We start from the raw sequence: 16951 nt of genomic DNA on the forward strand, positions 1-16951 counted from the left end.
ACAGTGTTATCTGCCGTACGGTAAGTGTTCAGCGAGCGGCTTGGCTTTATAGTGAGGTACTTCGGTATTTCACGAGGAACTTTGGCGGCGAACATGTCGGTACTCGAACCAGCACCCTTTTCCCTGGCGTATCCGCCGGTACTTGATTTCGGGCAGCAATTGTCCCGGGAGCAACTTCTCGACTCCGTGCGCAAGACCATGGCCTTGCATCAGGGCGGGCCGGTCTGGCTGTTCGCCTACGGATCGCTGATCTGGCGCCCGGAGTGCCAGTCGGCCGAGCGCCGTCGCGGGCGGGTGCATGGTTATCACCGTGGCTTGTATCTCTGGTCCCATGAGCATCGCGGCACGCCGGAGTGTCCCGGCCTGGTGTTCGGCCTGGACCGCGGTGGTTCGTGCAGCGGTTTCGCCTATCGCCTGCCGGAAGAGTCGTTGCAGGATTCGCTGCTGGCCCTGTGGCAGCGGGAGATGCCCTACCCGGCCTATCGCCCGCACTGGCTGAACTGCCGGCTCGACGACGGCAGCAAGGTGCAGGCCCTGGGTTTCGTGCTGGAGCGGCATCTGCCGTGCTACGCGGGGAATCTGCCGGACAGCCTGCTCAGCCATATTCTCGCCAGCGCCAAGGGGCGCTATGGCACGACCCGGGAGTATGTGGAGCAGACCCTGGCGGCGTTGCGCAGCCATGCGATGCCGGACCGGGGGCTGGAGGAACGCTACAAGCGCTGCCACTCTCAGGGTCAGGCTTGAGGGCCTCATCGCTGGCTTGCCAGCGATTGGCCCTCCCGGTCCTACCTGACGTTCACCACCAACTTGCCCACCGCCTTCCTGGCAGCCAGGTGCTCGATCGCTTTCCCCGTCTCCGCCAGCGGATAGGTCTGCGACACCAATGGCTTCAACTTGCCTTCCGAGAACCAGGCGAACAGCTGCTGGAAATTCGCCGCATTGTCCGCCGGCTGGCGCTGGGCGAACGAACCCCAGAACACGCCGACCACCGCCGCGCCCTTGAGCAGCACCAGGTTCGCCGGCACGGCGGGAATCTGCCCGCTGGCAAAGCCCACCACCAGCAACCGGCCATTCCAGGCCAGGCCACGCACGGCCTGCTCGAACAGGTCGCCGCCCACCGGGTCGTAGATCACGTCGACGCCCTTGCCGCCGGTCAGGCGCTTGATTTCGTCCTTGAGGCTGTTCTGGCTGTAGTCGATCACTTCGTCGGCACCCGCGGCTTTTGCCGTTTCGAGTTTCTCCGCGCTGCTGGCCGCGGCAATCACCCGCGCACCCAGGGCCTTGCCGATTTCCACCGCCGCCAGGCCCACGCCGCCGGAGGCGCCGAGGACCAGCAGGGTCTCGCCCGCCTGCAACTGGCCGCGCTGGCGCAAGGCATGCATCGAGGTGCCATAGGTCATGACGAACGCCGAGGCGGTGACGAAGTCCATGCCGTCGGGGATCGGCAGCACGTTGTAGGCCGGTACCGCCACCTGCTCGGCGAAGCTGCCCCAGCCGGTCATGGCCATGACCCGGTCGCCGACCTTGAAGGCACCGGCATTCTCGCCCACCGCGGCCACCACCCCGGCCGCCTCGCAGCCAGGGGAGAACGGCAGCGGCGGCTGGAACTGGTACTTGCCTTGGATGATCAGGGAGTCAGGGAAGTTGACGCTGGCCGCATGTACATCCAGGAGGATCTCGTTCTTCTTCGGCGTCGGGCTGGCGACGTCTTCCAGCACCAGGTCGCGGGCGGGACCATGGGCTTTGCACAACACGGCTTTCATCAGGACTATTCCTTTGCGAGTGGTGGCCGATAAGTGTAGGTGTGCGAGATTCCGGGTCAACGAGCAGACCTGGCCTGAATGGGCCGGTATAAGCCCGGGCTTGGGTTTGCGGGATGCGCTGGGTATGCTGGCGACCAATTGTTTCGAGGAGTGAATTCGTGAAAGCGTGGATCCTGGTGGTACTGGCACTGATGCTGCCAGCAGCGGCGATGGCCGAAGAAGAGAAGGAAGGTGCGGCGCCCAAGGTGTCCTACATCAGCCTGACCCCGCCCTTCGTCGGCAACTATGCCCTCGACGGCACCCCGCGCCTGCGCGTGTACAAGGCCGACGTGGCGCTGAAGGTCAGCGGCGACGCCGATGCCGCCGCGGTCAAGCACCACGAACCGCTGATCCGCAACCAACTGGTGGCGCTGTTCACCCAGCAGACCCTGGACGCCATGAGCAACGTCGAGGCCAAGGAAAAGCTGCGCCAGGAAGCCCTCAAACAGGTGCAGCAGGTACTGGAAAACGAAGAAGGCCGTCCGGTCGTCGAAGACCTGCTGTTCAACAACCTGATCGTCCAGTAATCACGAGGCCAGGCTGCGGCGAAAACGCGCCAGGGCGATCGCGAAGAACGCCAGGCCGATCGCCGCCAGGGCCAGCAGGTCCGGCCAGACCACGTTGAGCCCGGCGTCGCGGAACAGGATCGCGGCGCCGAGGCTGACGAAGTGGGTCGATGGCGACAGTTGCATCACCCACTGCAACCACTGCGGCATGCTGTCCAGCGGCGTGCTGCCGCCCGAGAGCAGCAGCATCGGGATGATCACCGGGATCGCCAGCAGGCCGAACTGCGGCGTCGAGCGCGCCAGGGTGGCGAGGAAGATGCCCAGCGCCGTGCTGGCGAACAGATACAGCGCGGTCACCCCCAGGAACAGCAGCAGCGAACCCGCCAGCGGCACCCCCAGCGCCCACTTCACGATCACTTCCAGCGACACCCAGGTGCACAGCACCACCACCAGGGCGTTGCTGGCGATCTTCGCCAGCATGATTTCCAGCGCGGTCAGCGGCAGCACCAGCAGGTGGTCGAGGGTGCCGTGCTCGCGTTCGCGCAGCAACGCCGTGCCGGTGAGGATGATGGCGAGGATGGTGATGTTGTTGACGATCTGGATCACCGCGAGGAACCAGCCACCCTCCAGGTTGGGATTGAACAGTGCCCGCGGCTCCAGTTGCACCGGCGTGCGGCTGGCGCCGCCGGGGTTGGCGTAGTCGCGCAGTTCGCGTTCGAAGATCCGTCCGATATAGCCGGCGCCCATGAATGCCTGGCTCATCGCCGTGGCGTCGACATTGATCTGGATTTCCGGCGAGCGCCCGGCCAGCAGGTCGCTGTGGAAATTCACCGGGATATCGATGACGAAGGTGAACAGGCCGCTGTCCAGGCTGCGGTCCATCTGCGCGTAGGCCAGCGGCACGGCGGCCTGGAATTCCGGTGGCTGCAGCGCTTCGGCGAGCTTGCGCGACACCGGGCTGCGGTCCTCGTCGACCACCGCGACGCTGGCGTTGTGCACGCCGATCACCGAGCCTGCCGCGGGCATGTAGATGGCCACGCTGAAGGCATAGAGCAGGAACAGCAGGAGAACGCTGTCGTGGCGCAGGCTGGTCAGCTCCTTCAGACCAAGGCGCAGGATATGGGCAAGACGCTGCATCAGGCCTCCTGCTTCTTCAGCATGACCAGGCTCAGCCCGGTGAAGGTGACGAAGAACCCGAGCAGCGCCAGGCATTGCGGCCACAGCTCGCGCAGGTCCAGGGCCTTGGTGAAGGTGCCGACGGCGATATCGAGGAAATGCCCGGCCGGGAACAGCTGGCCCATCAGTGCCGCCGAGCCGTCGAGGGACGAGCGCGGCACGATCAGCCCGGAAAACTGGATGGTCGGCAGGCTGGTCAGGATCATGGTGCCGAGGATCGCCGCGATCTGCGTGCGGGTGAAGGCGGAAATCAGCAGACCGAGGCTGGTGGTCGCCAGCAGGTACAGCACGCCACCGCAGGCCAGGGCCAGGGCGCTGCCCTTGAACGGCACCCCGAACAGCCAGCGATTCATCGCCACCAGCAGCGCCAGGTTGACCAGGCTGACCGCCAGGTAGGGCATCTGCTTGCCGAGGAGGAACTCCAGGCGGGTCAGTGGGGTGGCGTAGAAATTGGTGATCGAGCCCAGTTCCTTCTCGCGGACGATGCCCAGGGCGGTGAGCATCGCCGGGATGAAGGCCAGGATCAGCGCCATCACGCCGGGGCCGATGGCGTTCACGCTGATCACGTCCTGGTTGTAGCGAAACCGCGTTTCCAGCTTGACCGGTGCCTGGCGCGGCTGTGCCGGACTGCTCAGCGCGGCCAGTTGCTCGAGGTTGCCCTGATGCACCGCCTCGACATAGTTGCGGCTGGTCTCGGCGCGAAACGGCATGCCGCCATCCAGCCAGGCGGCCACCACCGGTTGGCGCCCGGCCAGCAGGTCGCGACCGAAGCCTGGCGGGATCTCCAGGGCCAGCTTGATCTCCGAGCGCTGCAGGCGCTGGTGCAGTTGCTGCGGATCGCGGATCGGCGGCTGTTCGGCGAAGTAGCGCGAGCCGCGGAAGGCTTCCAGATAGGCCCGGCTTTGCGGGCTCTGGTCCTGGTCGTAGACGGCGAAAGCGAGGTTTTCCACATCCAGGGAAATACCGAAGCCGAAGATCACCATCATGAACAGCGCTCCGGCCAGGGCGAAGGCCAGGCGCACCTTGTCGCGCAGCAGCTCCTTGCCTTCGCGGCTGGCCACGGCGAGCAGGCGGGTCAGGCTGAAGCCGCGACGCGGCGGCGGGCTGGCCGGGGCGTCGGGGCTATCGAGACGGGCTGCCGGGGTTTGCGGGGCGCCGCCCTGGGCTTGTTCCAGGCAGGTGACGAAGGCGTCTTCCAGGGTTTCGCCGCCGTACCGCGCCTGCAACGCCGCGGGCGTGTCGCAGGCCAGCACGCTGCCGGCGTGCATCAGGGAAATGCGATCGCAGCGCTGGGCTTCGTTCATGAAGTGGGTGGAAAGGAAGATGGTCACGCCCTGTTCCCGCGACAACTCGATCAGCAGTCGCCAGAAGTCGTCGCGCGCCGCCGGGTCGACGCCCGAGGTGGGCTCGTCGAGGATCAGCACTTCCGGTCGATGCAGTACCGCCACGGCCAGCGACAGGCGCTGACGCAGGCCCAGGGGCAGGGCGCCGGACGGCTGTTCGGCACTGTCGCCGAGGTCGAAGCGCTCGATCAGTTCGGCGATGCGCGGGGCACTCTCGGCCGTGCTCAGGTCGAACAGGCGTGCGTGCAGTTCCAGGTTCTGGCGCACGCTGAGTTCACCGTACAGCGAGAAGCTCTGCGACATGAAACCGACCCGCTTGCGCGTCGCCAGGTCCTTGGCATCCACCGGGCGACCGAGCAGGGTGGCGCTGCCTTCGCTGGCCGGCATCAGGCCGGTGAGCACCTTCATCGTGGTGGTCTTGCCGCAGCCGTTGGAGCCGAGGAAGCCGAAGATCTCGCCGCGACCGATGGCGAAGCTGACCTTGTTCACCGCGGTGAAGTCGCCGAAGCGCAGGGTCAGTTCGTGGGCTTCGATGGCAACGCTGCTGTCGCCGGCGTCCCGTGCCGGGATGTGCAGGGGGGCGGCAGCGTGATGGCGGTCGCCCTGGAAATGGGTGAAGGCCTCGTCGAGCTTGCCGCCGGGGGTGGCACGGGCCAGTTCCGCGCTGAGCCCGGCAGCGATCAGCCGGCCACGGTCGAGCATCAGGCAGTGCTCGAACTGTTCGGCCTCTTCCATATAGGCCGTGGCCACCAGCAGGGTCAGTTGCGGGCGCTGCTGGCGCACGCTGTCCACCAGCTCCCAGAAACGCCGGCGCGACAGCGGGTCGACACCGGTGGTGGGCTCGTCGAGGATCAGCAGGTCCGGCTCATGGATCAAGGCGCAGCACAGGCCGAGCTTCTGCTTCATGCCGCCGGACAGCTTGCCCGCCGGGCGCTCGGCGAAGCGGGCAAGGTCGGTGGCCTCCAGCAGGGTGCGCATGCGCGCATCGCACTCGCTGCGCGACAGGCCGAACAGGGTGGCGAAAAAGCGGATGTTCTCGCGGATCGACAAGTCCGGATAGAGGTTGCCGCCCAGCCCCTGGGGCATGAAGGCGATGCGCGGATACAGGCTGGCGCGATGCGAACGGCGCTGGATCGGGCCGCCGAGCACCTCGAGCTGACCCGTTTGCAGCTGTTTCACCCCGGCGATCAGGCCGAGCAGGGTCGACTTGCCCGCGCCGTCCGGCCCGATCAGGCCGCAGCGGGTGCCGGCGGGCAGTTCGAAGGCGATGTCCTGCAGGGCGTGCAGCGTGCCATAGCGATGCGCGATAGCACTGGCGCGCAGGGCCGGGGCGTTCATTGCAGGTCGGCCGGCCAGTCCACCGGGGCGCTGCGCACGTAGCCGGCGCCGGGCATGCCGGGCTTGGCCTGGGGTACCGCGTCGGGGGCGGTCAGGCGCAGCTTGACCCGGAATACCAGTTTCTGCCGTTCGTCACGGGTCTCCACCTGCTTGGGGGTGAACTGCGCCTTGGCCGCGACGAAGGCGATCTTCGCCGGCAGGGCCTGTCCGGGCAGGGCGTCGAGGACGATCCGCGCTTCGTCGCCGACGGTCAGGCGGCCCGTGGTGGAGGCGGGCAGGTAGAGATTCATGTACTGGTCGCTGGGGTCGATCAGCAGCAGCACGCGACCGCCGGCGCCGAGCACTTCGCCCGGCTCGGCCAGGCGTAGCTGGATCACCCCGTCGAGGGGCGCGCGCAGGCTGCTGTCGTCGATCTCGCTGGTCAACTGGGCGACCTGGGCTTCAGCCGCGGCAATCGCCGCCTTGATCGCCGCCAGTTGCGCGCGGGCCGCCAGCACCGCCGAGTTGCTGGTGTCGAAACGCGCCTGCTGCTGGTCGAGCAACTGCTGGCTGGCGTACTTGCGCTGGAACATTTCCCTGATCCGCTTCAGCTCCTGGCTGGCCAGCAACTGCTCGCTCTGGCGCAGCTGCACGGTGGCCTGGGCCGCCGCGTAGTTCTCGCGAGCCCGCGCCACCTCGGCTTCGGCCTGGGTGCGCTGGGCTTCGAGGGTGCGGGTATCGATACGGGCGAGCAGTTGCCCGCGGGTCACCTTGTCGCCTTCCTGGACCAGCACCTCGGCGAGGCGTCCGGGGACCTTGCTGGCGATCTGCACTTCCGTGGCTTCGAGGCGCCCATTGCCCATGGCCAGGCCTTCGGGAAGGCGGTCGTGCAGGGATTTCCAGTAGCCCAGGCCTCCGGCGGCCAGGAGTAGCGCGATCAGTGCGCCGGCGAACAGTTTGGGTGTGCGTTGGCTCTTCGACATGATTCTGCGTCCTGCTGCATACACGTCTGATTGTGACGTGCCGCCGTTCCTGGCGGATTGATTCGCGTCAAATGAGCCCCGATCCTACGCCGTTCAGCGAAGATTAAGTATTGCCGCCCACTGCTCGGCTGTGACCGGCATCACAGACAGGCGACTGCCCTTCTGCACCAGCGGCAGTTCGGCGAGGGCGGTCTGCTGTTTCAGGTAGCCGAGACCGAGGACCTTGCCGAAGGTTTCCACATGGGCGACGTCCACCGCGCTCCACGGGTTCTTCTCGGCATTGGCCTTGGGGTCGTGGTAATGGCTTTGCGGATCCAGCGCGGTCGGGTCCGGGTAAGCGGCGCGGCTGATCCGCGCGATGCCGGCGATGCCCGGCTCGGGGCAGCTGGAGTGATAGAAGAAGAACTCGTCACCCACCGCCATGGCCCGCATGAAATTGCGCGCCTGGTAGTTGCGCACGCCGTCCCAGCGGGCGTCGCCAAGCCGCGCCAGGTCCGTGATGGAGAGCTCGTCGGGTTCGGATTTCATCAGCCAGTAGGCCATGGATTCAGTTCCTTGATGGCGTGAAACAACCTGTTGCATCAAACCGACAGCCGGTTGACGTCAACGTTTGCTTGCGGGCGCGTGTTGTCGGAAAATGCGCCAATTTTGAGCTTGACGCTGCTGCACGGCCTATAACAAGAACCGCTGCGGACATCGTGATGAGTTTGCCTGAGGGGGGCAATCGATGAATCGCAAACCGGATCTGTTCTGGGTACTCGTTTTTGTGTTCGGTCTTGGCGTGGTCACCACCGGTTACGCCCAGACGCTGTGGGAACGCAAGGCCGACGCGGCGTACCAGATGCCGGTAGCGCCTGCTCAGGTGCAGTCCCAGCGCTGATCCGCCGGCGCCTTTCAGCGCGCCAGGTACCAGCTTCGATCGGATACGGTTCCCTGTAGCGGCACGTCCCAACTGGCTTGCGCCAGGCGCTCCACCTTCTGGCATTCGTGTGCCAGCCCCAGCAACAACGGCTTTTTCCACGCCTTGCGACGACCCTGATAGGCCAGGCTGCGGTCGTAGAAGCCACCGCCCATTCCCAGGCGCCCGCCCAGTTCATCGAACCCCACCAGTGGCAGCAGGATCAGGTCCAGCGCCCAGATCGGCCGTTGCCGGGCCAGGCTGACGCTCGGCTCGGGAATGCGGAAGCGGTTGGGCCGCAGTTTTTCCCCGTGCTCGAAACGCTGGAAGGCCATCTTGGTCCTGGGCCAGGCGTGCAGCACCGGCAGGTAGGTGAACTTGCCGCGACGCTGGGCCTCGCGCAGCAGCAGGCGCGGGTCGATTTCGCTGTCGTTGGGCAGGTACAGGGCGATGTGCCGGGCGCGGCGGAACAGCGGGTGCTGCGCCAGCTGGCGGTACAGGCCGCGAGCGGCGCGACGCTGCTCGGCCGGCGTCAGGGCGCGGCGGGCCTCGCGAAGCAGGCGGCGAAGTTGGGGGCGGGTCAGCGACGCGGTGTCGGTCATGGCACGGACGGTCCCTTGGGGCGAGCGTCACGGCATGACCTCGCGAATGCTCGCGCGGGAGGGAGAAAAGGCGCGAACAACGAGAAACAGGCTCCCCGACGAACCGCTGTCGGTGTAGCCCTTGAACCCGAAAGTTCAAGGTGGAGATTGCAGGAGGCGTTAAGGCTTTCCGTCAAGCGGACATGCACACCGGCCCCAACGTGCAACCCCCGTGGTTGTGCGTATCGGCTCAGGGACATGACCGACTGGCAAGCACTCCAGGGAGTGGGGCGGAGTATACAGAAACTTAGTTGCTTTTTGTATCTGCGTCGTCGGCCAGGGCCTGGTCCACGCGGTCCAGCAGGTCGCGCACCTGTTCGCGGGTGGCGCCGCCGCTTTGCGCGTCCGGGCGCTCCTGGTTGTGCAGCAGGTCGTGGGTGATGTTGAGTGCCGCCATCACCGCGATGCGGTCGGCGCCGATCACCTTGCCGCTGCTGCGGATCTCGCGCATCTTGCCGTCCAGGTAGCGGGCGGCGCTGATCAGGTTGCTGCGCTCTTCCGGCGGGCAGATGATCGAATACTCTTTGTCGAGGATCTGCACGGTGACGTTGTTCGGTGAACTCATGAGTCTTGCTCCAGGGCCTTGAGCCGCGAAATCATCGATTCGACTTTCTGTCGCGCGATTTCGTTTTTTTCGATGAGATGGGCACGCTCCTCGCGCCAGGATTTTTCCTGCACGGATAGGAGTGCGTTTTGCCGTTTTAGTTGCTCGACCCGCTCAATCAGCAGTTCGAGTCGGCTCTTCAGCGTTTGCAGCTCGTTTTCTTGCATTGCTCGCCACTCGATTCGGTCCGACCGTCCGACAGCCCGGGATCCCGCGTCCTGCGCGACCGGAATTGCCCGCGTCGATGGTCTTGGCGCGCCTGCCGGTGCTAGGATACAAGGCCTTCATTCTAGTCATTGCGCCGTCTGGCGCCTAGTTGCCCATGCCTACTACCAATTCGCCGTACACCGCCTTCGCCACCCTGCTCAACAGCAACGGTCATCCTGTTTCCCCCGCCGAGCTGCATGGCCTGCTGCTCGGTCGCAGCTGCGCGGGCGCCGGCTTCGATGTCGACGGCTGGCTGGCCGATGCCGCCCAGTTGCTGGAAACCGAACCAGTAGACAACGTGCGCAGCGCTTTGATCGGTCTGCAGGAAATGGTCAAGGCCGAGCTGACTGGCGAAGATATCACCATCGTCCTGCTCCTGCCGGGCGACGACCAGCCGCTGACCGAGCGCGCCACCGCGCTGGGCCAGTGGTGCCAGGGCTTCCTCAGCGGTTTCGGCCTGAACGCCGGCGGCAAGGACCTGAGCGGTGAAGTCAACGAAGTGCTGCAGGACCTGAGCGCGATTTCCCAGGTCCAGGACGCCCTAGAAGAATCCGAAGACGGCGAAAGCGACTATATGGAAGTGATGGAGTACCTGCGCGTCGCACCGCTGCTGCTCTACACGGAGCTGGGCAAACCGGTCGCGCCCGCCGCCAAACCTTCCTTGCACTGAGGCCGAACAGGGGTTCCCCGTGGCAGTCACCCATATCCCGAAAGCGGAATACGCCCGTCGCCGCAAGGCGCTGATGGCGCAGATGGAACCCAACAGCATCGCCATCCTGCCGGCGGCCGCGGTTGTCATTCGCAACCGTGACGTCGAGCACGTCTATCGCCAGGACAGCGACTTCCAGTACCTCAGCGGTTTCCCCGAGCCCGAGGCGGTGATCGCCCTGATCCCCGGGCGCGAGCACGGCGAGTACGTGCTGTTCTGCCGCGAGCGCAACCCCGAACGGGAACAATGGGACGGTCTGCGCGCCGGCCAGGAAGGCGCAGTACGCGACTTCGGCGCCGACGATGCCTTCCCCATCGGCGATATCGACGACATCCTCCCCGGCCTGATCGAGGGGCGCGACCGCGTCTACTCGGCGATGGGCAGCAATGCCGAGTTCGACCGGCGGCTGATGGACTGGATCAATGTGATCCGTTCCAAAGCGCGCATGGGCGCTTCGCCACCGAACGAATTCGTTGCCCTGGATCATCTGCTGCACGATATGCGCCTGTATAAATCGGCAGCGGAAGTGAAGGTGATGCGCGAGGCCGCGGCCATTTCCGCGGGCGCCCATGTCCGCGCCATGCAGGCCTGCCGGGCGGGCCTGCACGAGTTCAGCCTGGAAGCCGAGCTGGACTATGCGTTTCGCAAGGGCGGGGCGAAGATGCCGGCCTATGGCTCGATCGTCGCCGCCGGACGCAACAGCTGCATCCTCCACTACCAGCAGAACGACGCGGTGCTGAAGGATGGCGACCTGGTGTTGATCGACGCCGGTTGCGAGATCGACTGCTACGCCAGCGACATCACCCGTACTTTCCCGGTCAGCGGCGTGTTCTCGGCGGAGCAGAAAGCGATCTACGAGCTGGTGCTCAAGGCCCAGGAAGCGGCCTTCGCCGAGATCGCCCCGGGCAAACACTGGAATCACGCCCACGAGGCGACGGTGCGCGTGATCACCGCGGGCCTGGTGGAGCTGGGCCTGCTCGAAGGGGTCGTGGACGAACTGATCGAAAGCGAGGCCTATCGGGCCTTCTACATGCACCGTGCCGGACACTGGCTGGGCATGGATGTACATGACGTCGGCGAGTACAAGGTCGGCGGCCAGTGGCGCGTGCTCGAAGCGGGCATGACCCTGACGGTCGAGCCAGGCATCTATATCGCCGCGGACAACCAGAACGTCGCCCGGAAATGGCGTGGTATCGGTGTACGAATCGAGGATGACGTAGTGGTAACCCGAAACGGCTGTGAAATCCTCAGCGCCGGCGTACCGAAGACGGTCGCCGAGATCGAGGCGCTGATGGCGGCGGCGAGAAGCCAGGCCGCATGAACCGGGTCAATCTGGCAATCATCGGTGGCGGCCTGGTCGGCGCCAGCCTCGCCCTGGCCTTGCAGGCCGGTGCCCGCGCCCGCGGCTGGAAGATCCTGCTGATCGAGCCGTTCGCGCCTGGCGACAGCTTCCAGCCCAGCTACGATGCGCGTTCCTCGGCGCTGTCCTTCGGCACCCGGCAGATCTACGAGCGCCTGGGGCTGTGGCAGAGCATCAGCCGCCGCGCCGAGCCGATCCGCCAGATCCAGGTGTCCGACCGGGGCCGCTTCGGCGCCACCCGTCTCGACGCGCTGGAGGAAGGCGTGCCGGCGCTGGGGTACGTGGTGGAGAACGCCTGGCTCGGCCAGTGCCTGTGGCAAGGCCTCGACGCCGAAGTGGTGAGCTGGCGCTGCCCGGCGGAAGTCACCGCGATGCAGCCGCTGGAGGACGGTTACCGGCTGTCCCTCAACGATGAAACCATGGTCGACTGCGACCTCGCCGTGCTCGCCGATGGCGGCCGTTCCGGCCTGCGCGAGCAACTGGGCATTCATGTCCGCCAGCGCCCTTACAACCAGAGCGCGCTGATCGCCAACATCACCCCGGGCGAGGCCCATTGCGGCCAGGCCTTCGAGCGCTTCACCGACGATGGCCCGATGGCCCTGCTGCCGCTGCCGGAAAACCGCTGCGCGCTGGTCTGGACCCGTGCCGGGATGGACGCCAGGCGCCTCGCCGAGCTGGACGAGCGCAGTTTCCTCGACGAGTTGCAGGGCGTATTCGGCTATCGTCTCGGCGCGTTGCGCCAGGTCGGCGCCCGGCACTTGTACCCGCTGTCGCTGGTGGAAGCCGAGGAGCAGATTCGCCCGCATCTGGTGGTGCTGGGCAATGCCGCCCACAGCCTGCACCCGATCGCCGGGCAGGGTTTCAACCTGTCGCTGCGCGATGTGCAATCGCTGGCCGACGGGCTGCTGGCAGGACCGGATACGCCAGGCGACTTCGCCACCCTGCGCGCCTATCGCGAGCGCCAGCGCCTGGACCAGGACCTCACCGTCGGCTTCTCCGACAAGGTCACCCGCCTGTTCGGCACCGCCCAGCCGCTCGTCGCCACCGGGCGCAACCTCGGTCTGCTCGGCCTCGACCTGCTGCCCCCGGCCAAGCGCTGGTTCGCCCGCCAGGCCATGGGCCTGGGCACTCGCCCCGACCTCCAGGGCAAGGCATGACCCCTTCTTTCTTCTACGTGGAACAGGCTTGAAGCATGGACATGCGCGCGGATCTGTTGATTGTCGGTGCCGGTATGGTCGGTAGCGCCCTGGCCCTGGCCTTGCAGCACAGCGGCCTGGAAATTCTCCTGCTCGACGGCAGCCCGCTGTCGGTGCAGCGCTTCGACGCCGAGGCGCCGTTCGAGCCGCGGGTCAGCGCCCTGTCGGCGGCCAGCCAGCGCATTCTCGAGCGCCTCGGGGCCTGGCAGGGCATCAGCGCGCGCCGCGCCAGCCCGTACTCGGACATGCATGTCTGGGACGGCAGCGGCACCGGGCAGATTCACTTCTCGGCGGCCAGCGTGCATGCCGAGGTGCTGGGCCATATCGTCGAGAACCGTGTGATCCAGGACGGCCTGCTGGAGCGTCTGCACGACAGCGAGATCGGCCTGTTGGCCAATGCCCGCCTGGAGCGCATGCGCCGCTCCGGTGACGAATGGCTGCTGACCCTTGCCGACGGCCGCAACCTGCGCGCGCCGCTGGTGGTCGCCGCCGACGGCGCCAACTCCGCGGTGCGCCGCCTGACCGGTTGCGAAACCCGCGAATGGGATTACCTGCACCACGCCATCGTCACCAGCGTGCGTTGTGCCCGGCCGCACCAGGCCACGGCCTGGCAACGCTTCACCGACGACGGCCCGCTGGCCTTCCTGCCGCTGCTGCGCGATGGCCAGCAGGACTGGTGCTCGATCGTCTGGTCGACCACCCCGGAGCAGGCCGAACGGCTCATGGCATTGCCGGACGAGGCCTTCTGCGCCGAGCTCGAACGGGCCTTCGAGGGGCGTCTGGGCGAGGTGCTCGCTGCCGATCCGCGGCTCTGCGTGCCGCTGCGCCAGCGCCACGCCAAACGCTACGTGGCCGAGGGCCTGGCGCTGATCGGCGATGCCGCGCACACCATCCACCCGCTGGCCGGGCAGGGCGTCAATCTTGGCTTCCTCGATGCCGCGGTGCTCGCCGAAGTCCTGCAGGCGGCCTGCGAGCGTGGCGAGCGCCTGGCCGATGTGCGCGTGCTGAGCCGTTTCGAGCGCCGGCGCATGCCGCACAACCTGGCGCTGATGGCGGCGATGGAAGGCTTCGAGCGCCTGTTCCAGGCCGATCCCCTGCCGCTGCGCTGGCTGCGCAACAGCGGCCTGAAATGGGTCGAGCAGATGCCCGAGGCCAAGGCGCTGTTCGTTCGCCAGGCCCTCGGGCTGAGCGGCGATCTGCCGGAGCTGGCCAAGGCCTGAGCGTTTGGCAACATCTGGTAACGCCTCGGTCGGGCGTTCGGTTTGTGGTTGCAAATGACATTAACTACCATTTGCGCCTTATTTCGATACCGAGGAGCGCTACCGATGTCGCCACGCAAGCATTTACTCGCTGCCCTGACCCTCACCCTGTTCGGCGGTGCTGCCCAGGCGGCGGACGAAGTGGTGGTGTACTCCTCGCGCATCGACGAGCTGATCAAGCCGGTATTCGACGCCTATACCGCCAAGACCGGGGTGAAGATCAAGTTCATCACCGACAAGGAAGCCCCGCTGATGCAGCGGATCAAGGCCGAGGGCGAGAACGGCGTGGCCGACCTGCTGCTCACCGTCGATGCCGGCAACCTCTGGCAGGCCGAGCAGATGGGCATCCTGCAACCGATCAAGTCCGCCGTGATCGATGCCAACATCCCGCCGCAATACCGCGCGTCCTCCCATGACTGGACCGGCCTGAGCCTGCGCGCGCGGACCATCGTCTACTCCACCGAGCGGGTCAAGCCGCAGGACCTGAGCACCTACGAAGCCCTGGCCGACAAGCAGTGGGAAGGCCGCCTGTGCCTGCGCACGGCGAAGAAGGTCTACAACCAGTCGCTGACCGCTACCCTGATCGAGACCCACGGCGAGGCGAAGACCGAAGAACTGGTCAAGGGCTGGGTCAACAACCTGTCCACCGACGTGTTCTCCGACGACAACTCGGTGGTCAATGCCATCGCCGCCGGCCAGTGCGATGTCGGCATCGTCAACACCTACTACTACGGGCGTCTGCACCAGGCCAACCCCAAGCTGCCGGTCAAGCTGTTCTGGCCGAACCAGGGCGACCGCGGGGTTCACGTCAACCTGTCCGGCATCGGTCTGACCAGGCATGCGCCGCATCCAGAGGCGGCCAAGGCGCTGGTGGAATGGATGACCGGCGAAGAGGCGCAGAAGATGTTCGCCGGCATCAACCAGGAGTTCCCGGCCAACCCGAAAGTCGCGCCGTCCGAGGAAGTCGCGGCCTGGGGCAGCTTCAAGGCCGACACCCTGCCGGTGGAAGTTGCCGGCAAGCGTCAGGCTGAAGCGATTCGCCTGATGGATCGGGCTGGCTGGAACTAAGGCTCAGCCCTTATCCTTGCCGGGCCTTTGAGGGCCTCCTCGCGGGCAACGCCCGTTCCCACAGGTTTCGCGGTGTACGCGGCCCCTGTGGGAACGGGCGTTGCCCGCGAGGAGGCCCTCAAACACATCACACCCTTCGAGACCCAACCCTTGCCCCGCCCCACCCAACGCCGCTGGTATCCCCTGGTCTTCGCCGTCGCCGCGCTGGTGATGCTGCCCCTCAGCGTGCTGCTGCTGTCCTGGCAGAGCATCGACCAGCAGATCTGGTCGCATCTGTTCGATACCCAGATGAGCCGTCTGCTGGGCAATACCCTGACCCTGGTGCTCGGTGTCGGTGTCGGTGTGACGCTGATCGGCGTCAGCCTGGCCTGGCTCACCAGCCTCTGCGAATTCCCCGGACGCCGCTGGCTGGACTGGGCGCTGATGCTGCCGTTCGCCATTCCCGCCTACGTGCTGGCCTTCGTCTTCGTCGGCCTGCTGGACTTCTCCGGACCGGTGCAGACCCTGCTGCGCGAGTGGTTCGGGCCGATGCGCCTGCCGCGGGTGCGTTCCACAGGTGGGGTCATCGTCGTCCTGGTGCTGGTGTTCTATCCGTATGTCTATCTGTTGGCGCGCAACGCCTTCCTGGCCCAGGGCAAGGGCCTGATGGAGGCGGCGCGGGTGCTCGGGCAATCGCCGCTGCAGGCGTTCTGGCGCGTTGGCCTGCCGATGGCGCGGCCGGCGATCCTGGCGGGTCTGGCGCTGGCGCTGATGGAGACCCTGGCCGATTTCGGTGCGGTCTCGGTGTTCAACTTCGACACCTTCACCACTGCCATCTACAAGACCTGGTACGGCTTCTTCAGCCTGTCCAGCGCTGCGCAACTGGCCAGCCTGCTGTTGCTCGCGGTGATGTTGGTGCTCTACGGCGAGCGCCGTGCCCGTGGTGCGGTGCGCAGCAGCAACGAGCGACCGCGCGGCAAGGCGCTGTATCACCTGCGCGGGATCAAGGCCGCTGCTGCCAGTGGCTGGTGCCTGCTGGTGTTTGCCTGCGCGTTCGTCGTGCCGGTGCTGCAACTGCTGGCCTGGTTCTGGCAGCGCGGTCGCTTCGACCTCGACGAGCGCTACACCGCGCTGATCCTGCACACCCTCTACCTCGGCGGCGCCGCCGCGCTGCTCACGGTCGGCGTTGCGCTGGTGCTGGCCTTCGCCCGGCGCCAGTCCTCGGCACCGGCGATCCGCGCCGGGGTCAGCCTGGCCAATCTCGGTTACGCGCTGCCCGGCTCGGTGCTGGCGGTGGCGATCATGCTGGCGTTCAGTTACCTCGATCGCGAACTGGTGATTCCGCTTTCCGGCTGGCTCGGCGGGGCCGGCAAACCGCTGTTGCTCGGTAGTCTCGCGGCGTTGCTGCTGGCCTATCTGGTGCGCTTCATCGCCGTGGCCTTCGGACCGCTGGAAAACAGCCTCGGGCGCATCCGCCCGTCACTGCCGGAAGCGGCACGCAGCCTGGGGGTCAGTGGGCCCGGTTTGTTTTTCAAGGTGTATCTCCCCCTGCTGGTCCCGGGGGCTCTGAGTGCGGCGTTGCTGGTCTTCGTCGATGTGCTCAAGGAAATGCCGGCGACCCTGCTGATGCGCCCGTTCGGCTGGGACACCCTGGCGGTGCGGGTGTTCGAGATGACCAGCGAGGGCGAGTGGGCACGGGCTTCGCTGCCGGCCCTGACCCTGGTGCTGGTCGGTCTGCTACCGGTCATCGGGCTGATACGGCGCTCCGCTCGTCACCCTGGTCAAAGTCACTGACGGATGCCACCCGGCCTCCTTGCGGATACAATGCGCGGCATTCGCTGCGGCCGGCCCCTGGCCAGGTAGCCGAAACGCTGCCATCAGCCGTAGCCTCGCCACGCCCGGA

17 protein-coding genes and 1 other RNA gene are annotated in these 16951 nt (G+C 66.4%); 9 read left to right on the top strand and 9 right to left on the bottom strand.

Translation table 11 applies throughout. The features are described from left to right. The first annotated feature begins 93 nt into the window (after positions 1–93). Positions 94–744 carry a gamma-glutamylcyclotransferase gene (locus RTI28_RS10940; protein ID WP_316920462.1) on the top strand — a complete coding sequence of 217 codons (651 nt, stop codon included), beginning with the start codon at positions 94–96 and terminating at the stop codon, positions 742–744. A 41-nt stretch (positions 745–785) separates the two neighbouring features. Here RTI28_RS10940 and RTI28_RS10945 read toward each other — a convergent pair whose 3' ends face one another. After that, the gene (locus RTI28_RS10945) at positions 786–1763 is read right to left on the bottom strand and encodes an NADPH:quinone oxidoreductase family protein (RefSeq protein ID WP_316920463.1); all 978 of its coding nucleotides are present in this window, start codon (positions 1761–1763) and stop codon (positions 786–788) included. A 158-nt stretch (positions 1764–1921) separates the two neighbouring features. Here RTI28_RS10945 and RTI28_RS10950 point away from each other — a divergent pair, with 158 nt between their 5' ends. Further along, the gene (locus RTI28_RS10950; RefSeq protein WP_316920464.1) at positions 1922–2329 is read left to right on the top strand and encodes a flagellar basal body-associated protein FliL; all 408 of its coding nucleotides are present in this window, start codon (positions 1922–1924) and stop codon (positions 2327–2329) included. On the opposite strand, the gene RTI28_RS10955 is transcribed toward RTI28_RS10950, so the two are convergent. From RTI28_RS10955 to RTI28_RS10970, 4 genes are all read right to left on the bottom strand, one after another. After that, on the bottom strand, positions 2330–3445 hold the full coding sequence (locus RTI28_RS10955) for an ABC transporter permease (RefSeq protein WP_316920465.1): 1116 nt from the start codon (positions 3443–3445) through the stop codon (positions 2330–2332). Next, a complete protein-coding gene (gene rbbA, locus RTI28_RS10960; protein ID WP_316920466.1) occupies positions 3445–6165 on the bottom strand; it encodes a ribosome-associated ATPase/putative transporter RbbA in 2721 nt (906 codons plus the stop codon). Before rbbA ends, RTI28_RS10955 begins: the two co-directional genes overlap by 1 nt. After that, a complete protein-coding gene (locus tag RTI28_RS10965) occupies positions 6162–7127 on the bottom strand; it encodes an HlyD family secretion protein (protein WP_316920467.1) in 966 nt (321 codons plus the stop codon). Before RTI28_RS10965 ends, rbbA begins: the two co-directional genes overlap by 4 nt. 93 nt (positions 7128–7220) lie before the next feature. Next, positions 7221–7670, bottom strand: a complete 450-nt coding sequence (locus tag RTI28_RS10970) for an EVE domain-containing protein (RefSeq protein ID WP_316920468.1) — start codon at positions 7668–7670, stop codon at positions 7221–7223. 184 nt (positions 7671–7854) lie between these two features. On the opposite strand from RTI28_RS10970, the gene RTI28_RS10975 reads away from it, so the two are divergent. Next, a complete protein-coding gene (locus tag RTI28_RS10975) occupies positions 7855–8007 on the top strand; it encodes a hypothetical protein (RefSeq protein WP_316920469.1) in 153 nt (50 codons plus the stop codon). A gap of 14 nt (positions 8008–8021) precedes the next feature. Here the strand turns inward: RTI28_RS10975 and RTI28_RS10980 are convergent, their stop codons facing one another. The 4 genes from RTI28_RS10980 to RTI28_RS10995 form a co-directional block, all read right to left on the bottom strand. After that, entirely contained in the window at positions 8022–8627 is a 606-nt protein-coding gene (locus RTI28_RS10980; protein ID WP_316920470.1) for a 5-formyltetrahydrofolate cyclo-ligase, read from the bottom strand. An 88-nt stretch (positions 8628–8715) separates the two neighbouring features. Beyond that, positions 8716–8894: non-coding RNA, 6S RNA (gene ssrS, locus RTI28_RS10985), on the bottom strand. A 19-nt stretch (positions 8895–8913) separates the two neighbouring features. Further along, a complete protein-coding gene (locus tag RTI28_RS10990; RefSeq protein ID WP_042121087.1) occupies positions 8914–9231 on the bottom strand; it encodes a cell division protein ZapA in 318 nt (105 codons plus the stop codon). Further along, entirely contained in the window at positions 9228–9437 is a 210-nt protein-coding gene (locus tag RTI28_RS10995; protein WP_316920471.1) for a TIGR02449 family protein, read from the bottom strand. Before RTI28_RS10995 ends, RTI28_RS10990 begins: the two co-directional genes overlap by 4 nt. Before the next feature lie 155 nt (positions 9438–9592). Here RTI28_RS10995 and RTI28_RS11000 point away from each other — a divergent pair, with 155 nt between their 5' ends. From RTI28_RS11000 to RTI28_RS11025, 6 genes are all read left to right on the top strand, one after another. Next, complete coding sequence (locus tag RTI28_RS11000) at positions 9593–10147, top strand: YecA family protein (RefSeq protein ID WP_316920472.1); 555 nt, start codon at positions 9593–9595, stop codon at positions 10145–10147. A 19-nt stretch (positions 10148–10166) separates the two neighbouring features. Then, complete coding sequence (pepP, locus tag RTI28_RS11005) at positions 10167–11507, top strand: Xaa-Pro aminopeptidase (RefSeq protein WP_316920473.1); 1341 nt, start codon at positions 10167–10169, stop codon at positions 11505–11507. After that, entirely contained in the window at positions 11504–12703 is a 1200-nt protein-coding gene (ubiH, locus tag RTI28_RS11010) for a 2-octaprenyl-6-methoxyphenyl hydroxylase (protein ID WP_316920474.1), read from the top strand. The genes pepP and ubiH overlap by 4 nt, the downstream gene beginning before the upstream one ends. Positions 12704–12744: 41 nt before the next feature. Then, positions 12745–13962 carry a 2-octaprenyl-3-methyl-6-methoxy-1,4-benzoquinol hydroxylase gene (locus RTI28_RS11015; RefSeq protein ID WP_316920515.1) on the top strand — a complete coding sequence of 406 codons (1218 nt, stop codon included), beginning with the start codon at positions 12745–12747 and terminating at the stop codon, positions 13960–13962. Between the two features lie 105 nt (positions 13963–14067). Further along, the gene (locus RTI28_RS11020; protein ID WP_316920475.1) at positions 14068–15069 is read left to right on the top strand and encodes an extracellular solute-binding protein; all 1002 of its coding nucleotides are present in this window, start codon (positions 14068–14070) and stop codon (positions 15067–15069) included. A 210-nt stretch (positions 15070–15279) separates the two neighbouring features. Continuing rightward, the gene (locus RTI28_RS11025; RefSeq protein WP_316920516.1) at positions 15280–16842 is read left to right on the top strand and encodes an iron ABC transporter permease; all 1563 of its coding nucleotides are present in this window, start codon (positions 15280–15282) and stop codon (positions 16840–16842) included. The last annotated feature ends 109 nt before the right edge of the window (positions 16843–16951 follow it).

It is taken from the genome of Pseudomonas sp. zfem002 (genome assembly GCF_032621685.1).
In the GTDB taxonomy this organism is placed as follows: Bacteria; Pseudomonadota; Gammaproteobacteria; order Pseudomonadales; family Pseudomonadaceae; genus Aquipseudomonas; species Aquipseudomonas japonica.

Bases quoted from the DNA above. Each gene is read 5' to 3' on its own strand.
- RTI28_RS10980 (WP_316920470.1), bottom strand. From the start codon at position 8,627: ATGACCGACACCGCGTCGCTGACCCGCCCCCAACTTCGCCGCCTGCTT.
- RTI28_RS10955 (WP_316920465.1), bottom strand. From the start codon at position 3,445: ATGCAGCGTCTTGCCCATATCCTGCGCCTTGGTCTGAAGGAGCTGACC.
- ubiH (WP_316920474.1), top strand. From the start codon at position 11,504: ATGAACCGGGTCAATCTGGCAATCATCGGTGGCGGCCTGGTCGGCGCC.
- RTI28_RS10995 (WP_316920471.1), bottom strand. From the start codon at position 9,437: ATGCAAGAAAACGAGCTGCAAACGCTGAAGAGCCGACTCGAACTGCTG.
- RTI28_RS11015 (WP_316920515.1), top strand. From the start codon at position 12,745: ATGCGCGCGGATCTGTTGATTGTCGGTGCCGGTATGGTCGGTAGCGCC.
- RTI28_RS10965 (WP_316920467.1), bottom strand. From the start codon at position 7,127: ATGTCGAAGAGCCAACGCACACCCAAACTGTTCGCCGGCGCACTGATC.
- RTI28_RS10975 (WP_316920469.1), top strand. From the start codon at position 7,855: ATGAATCGCAAACCGGATCTGTTCTGGGTACTCGTTTTTGTGTTCGGT.
- RTI28_RS10940 (WP_316920462.1), top strand. From the start codon at position 94: ATGTCGGTACTCGAACCAGCACCCTTTTCCCTGGCGTATCCGCCGGTA.
- RTI28_RS11020 (WP_316920475.1), top strand. From the start codon at position 14,068: ATGTCGCCACGCAAGCATTTACTCGCTGCCCTGACCCTCACCCTGTTC.
- RTI28_RS11025 (WP_316920516.1), top strand. From the start codon at position 15,280: ATGCTGCCCCTCAGCGTGCTGCTGCTGTCCTGGCAGAGCATCGACCAG.
- rbbA (WP_316920466.1), bottom strand. From the start codon at position 6,165: ATGAACGCCCCGGCCCTGCGCGCCAGTGCTATCGCGCATCGCTATGGC.
- RTI28_RS10970 (WP_316920468.1), bottom strand. From the start codon at position 7,670: ATGGCCTACTGGCTGATGAAATCCGAACCCGACGAGCTCTCCATCACG.
- RTI28_RS10990 (WP_042121087.1), bottom strand. From the start codon at position 9,231: ATGAGTTCACCGAACAACGTCACCGTGCAGATCCTCGACAAAGAGTAT.
- RTI28_RS10945 (WP_316920463.1), bottom strand. From the start codon at position 1,763: ATGAAAGCCGTGTTGTGCAAAGCCCATGGTCCCGCCCGCGACCTGGTG.
- RTI28_RS11000 (WP_316920472.1), top strand. From the start codon at position 9,593: ATGCCTACTACCAATTCGCCGTACACCGCCTTCGCCACCCTGCTCAAC.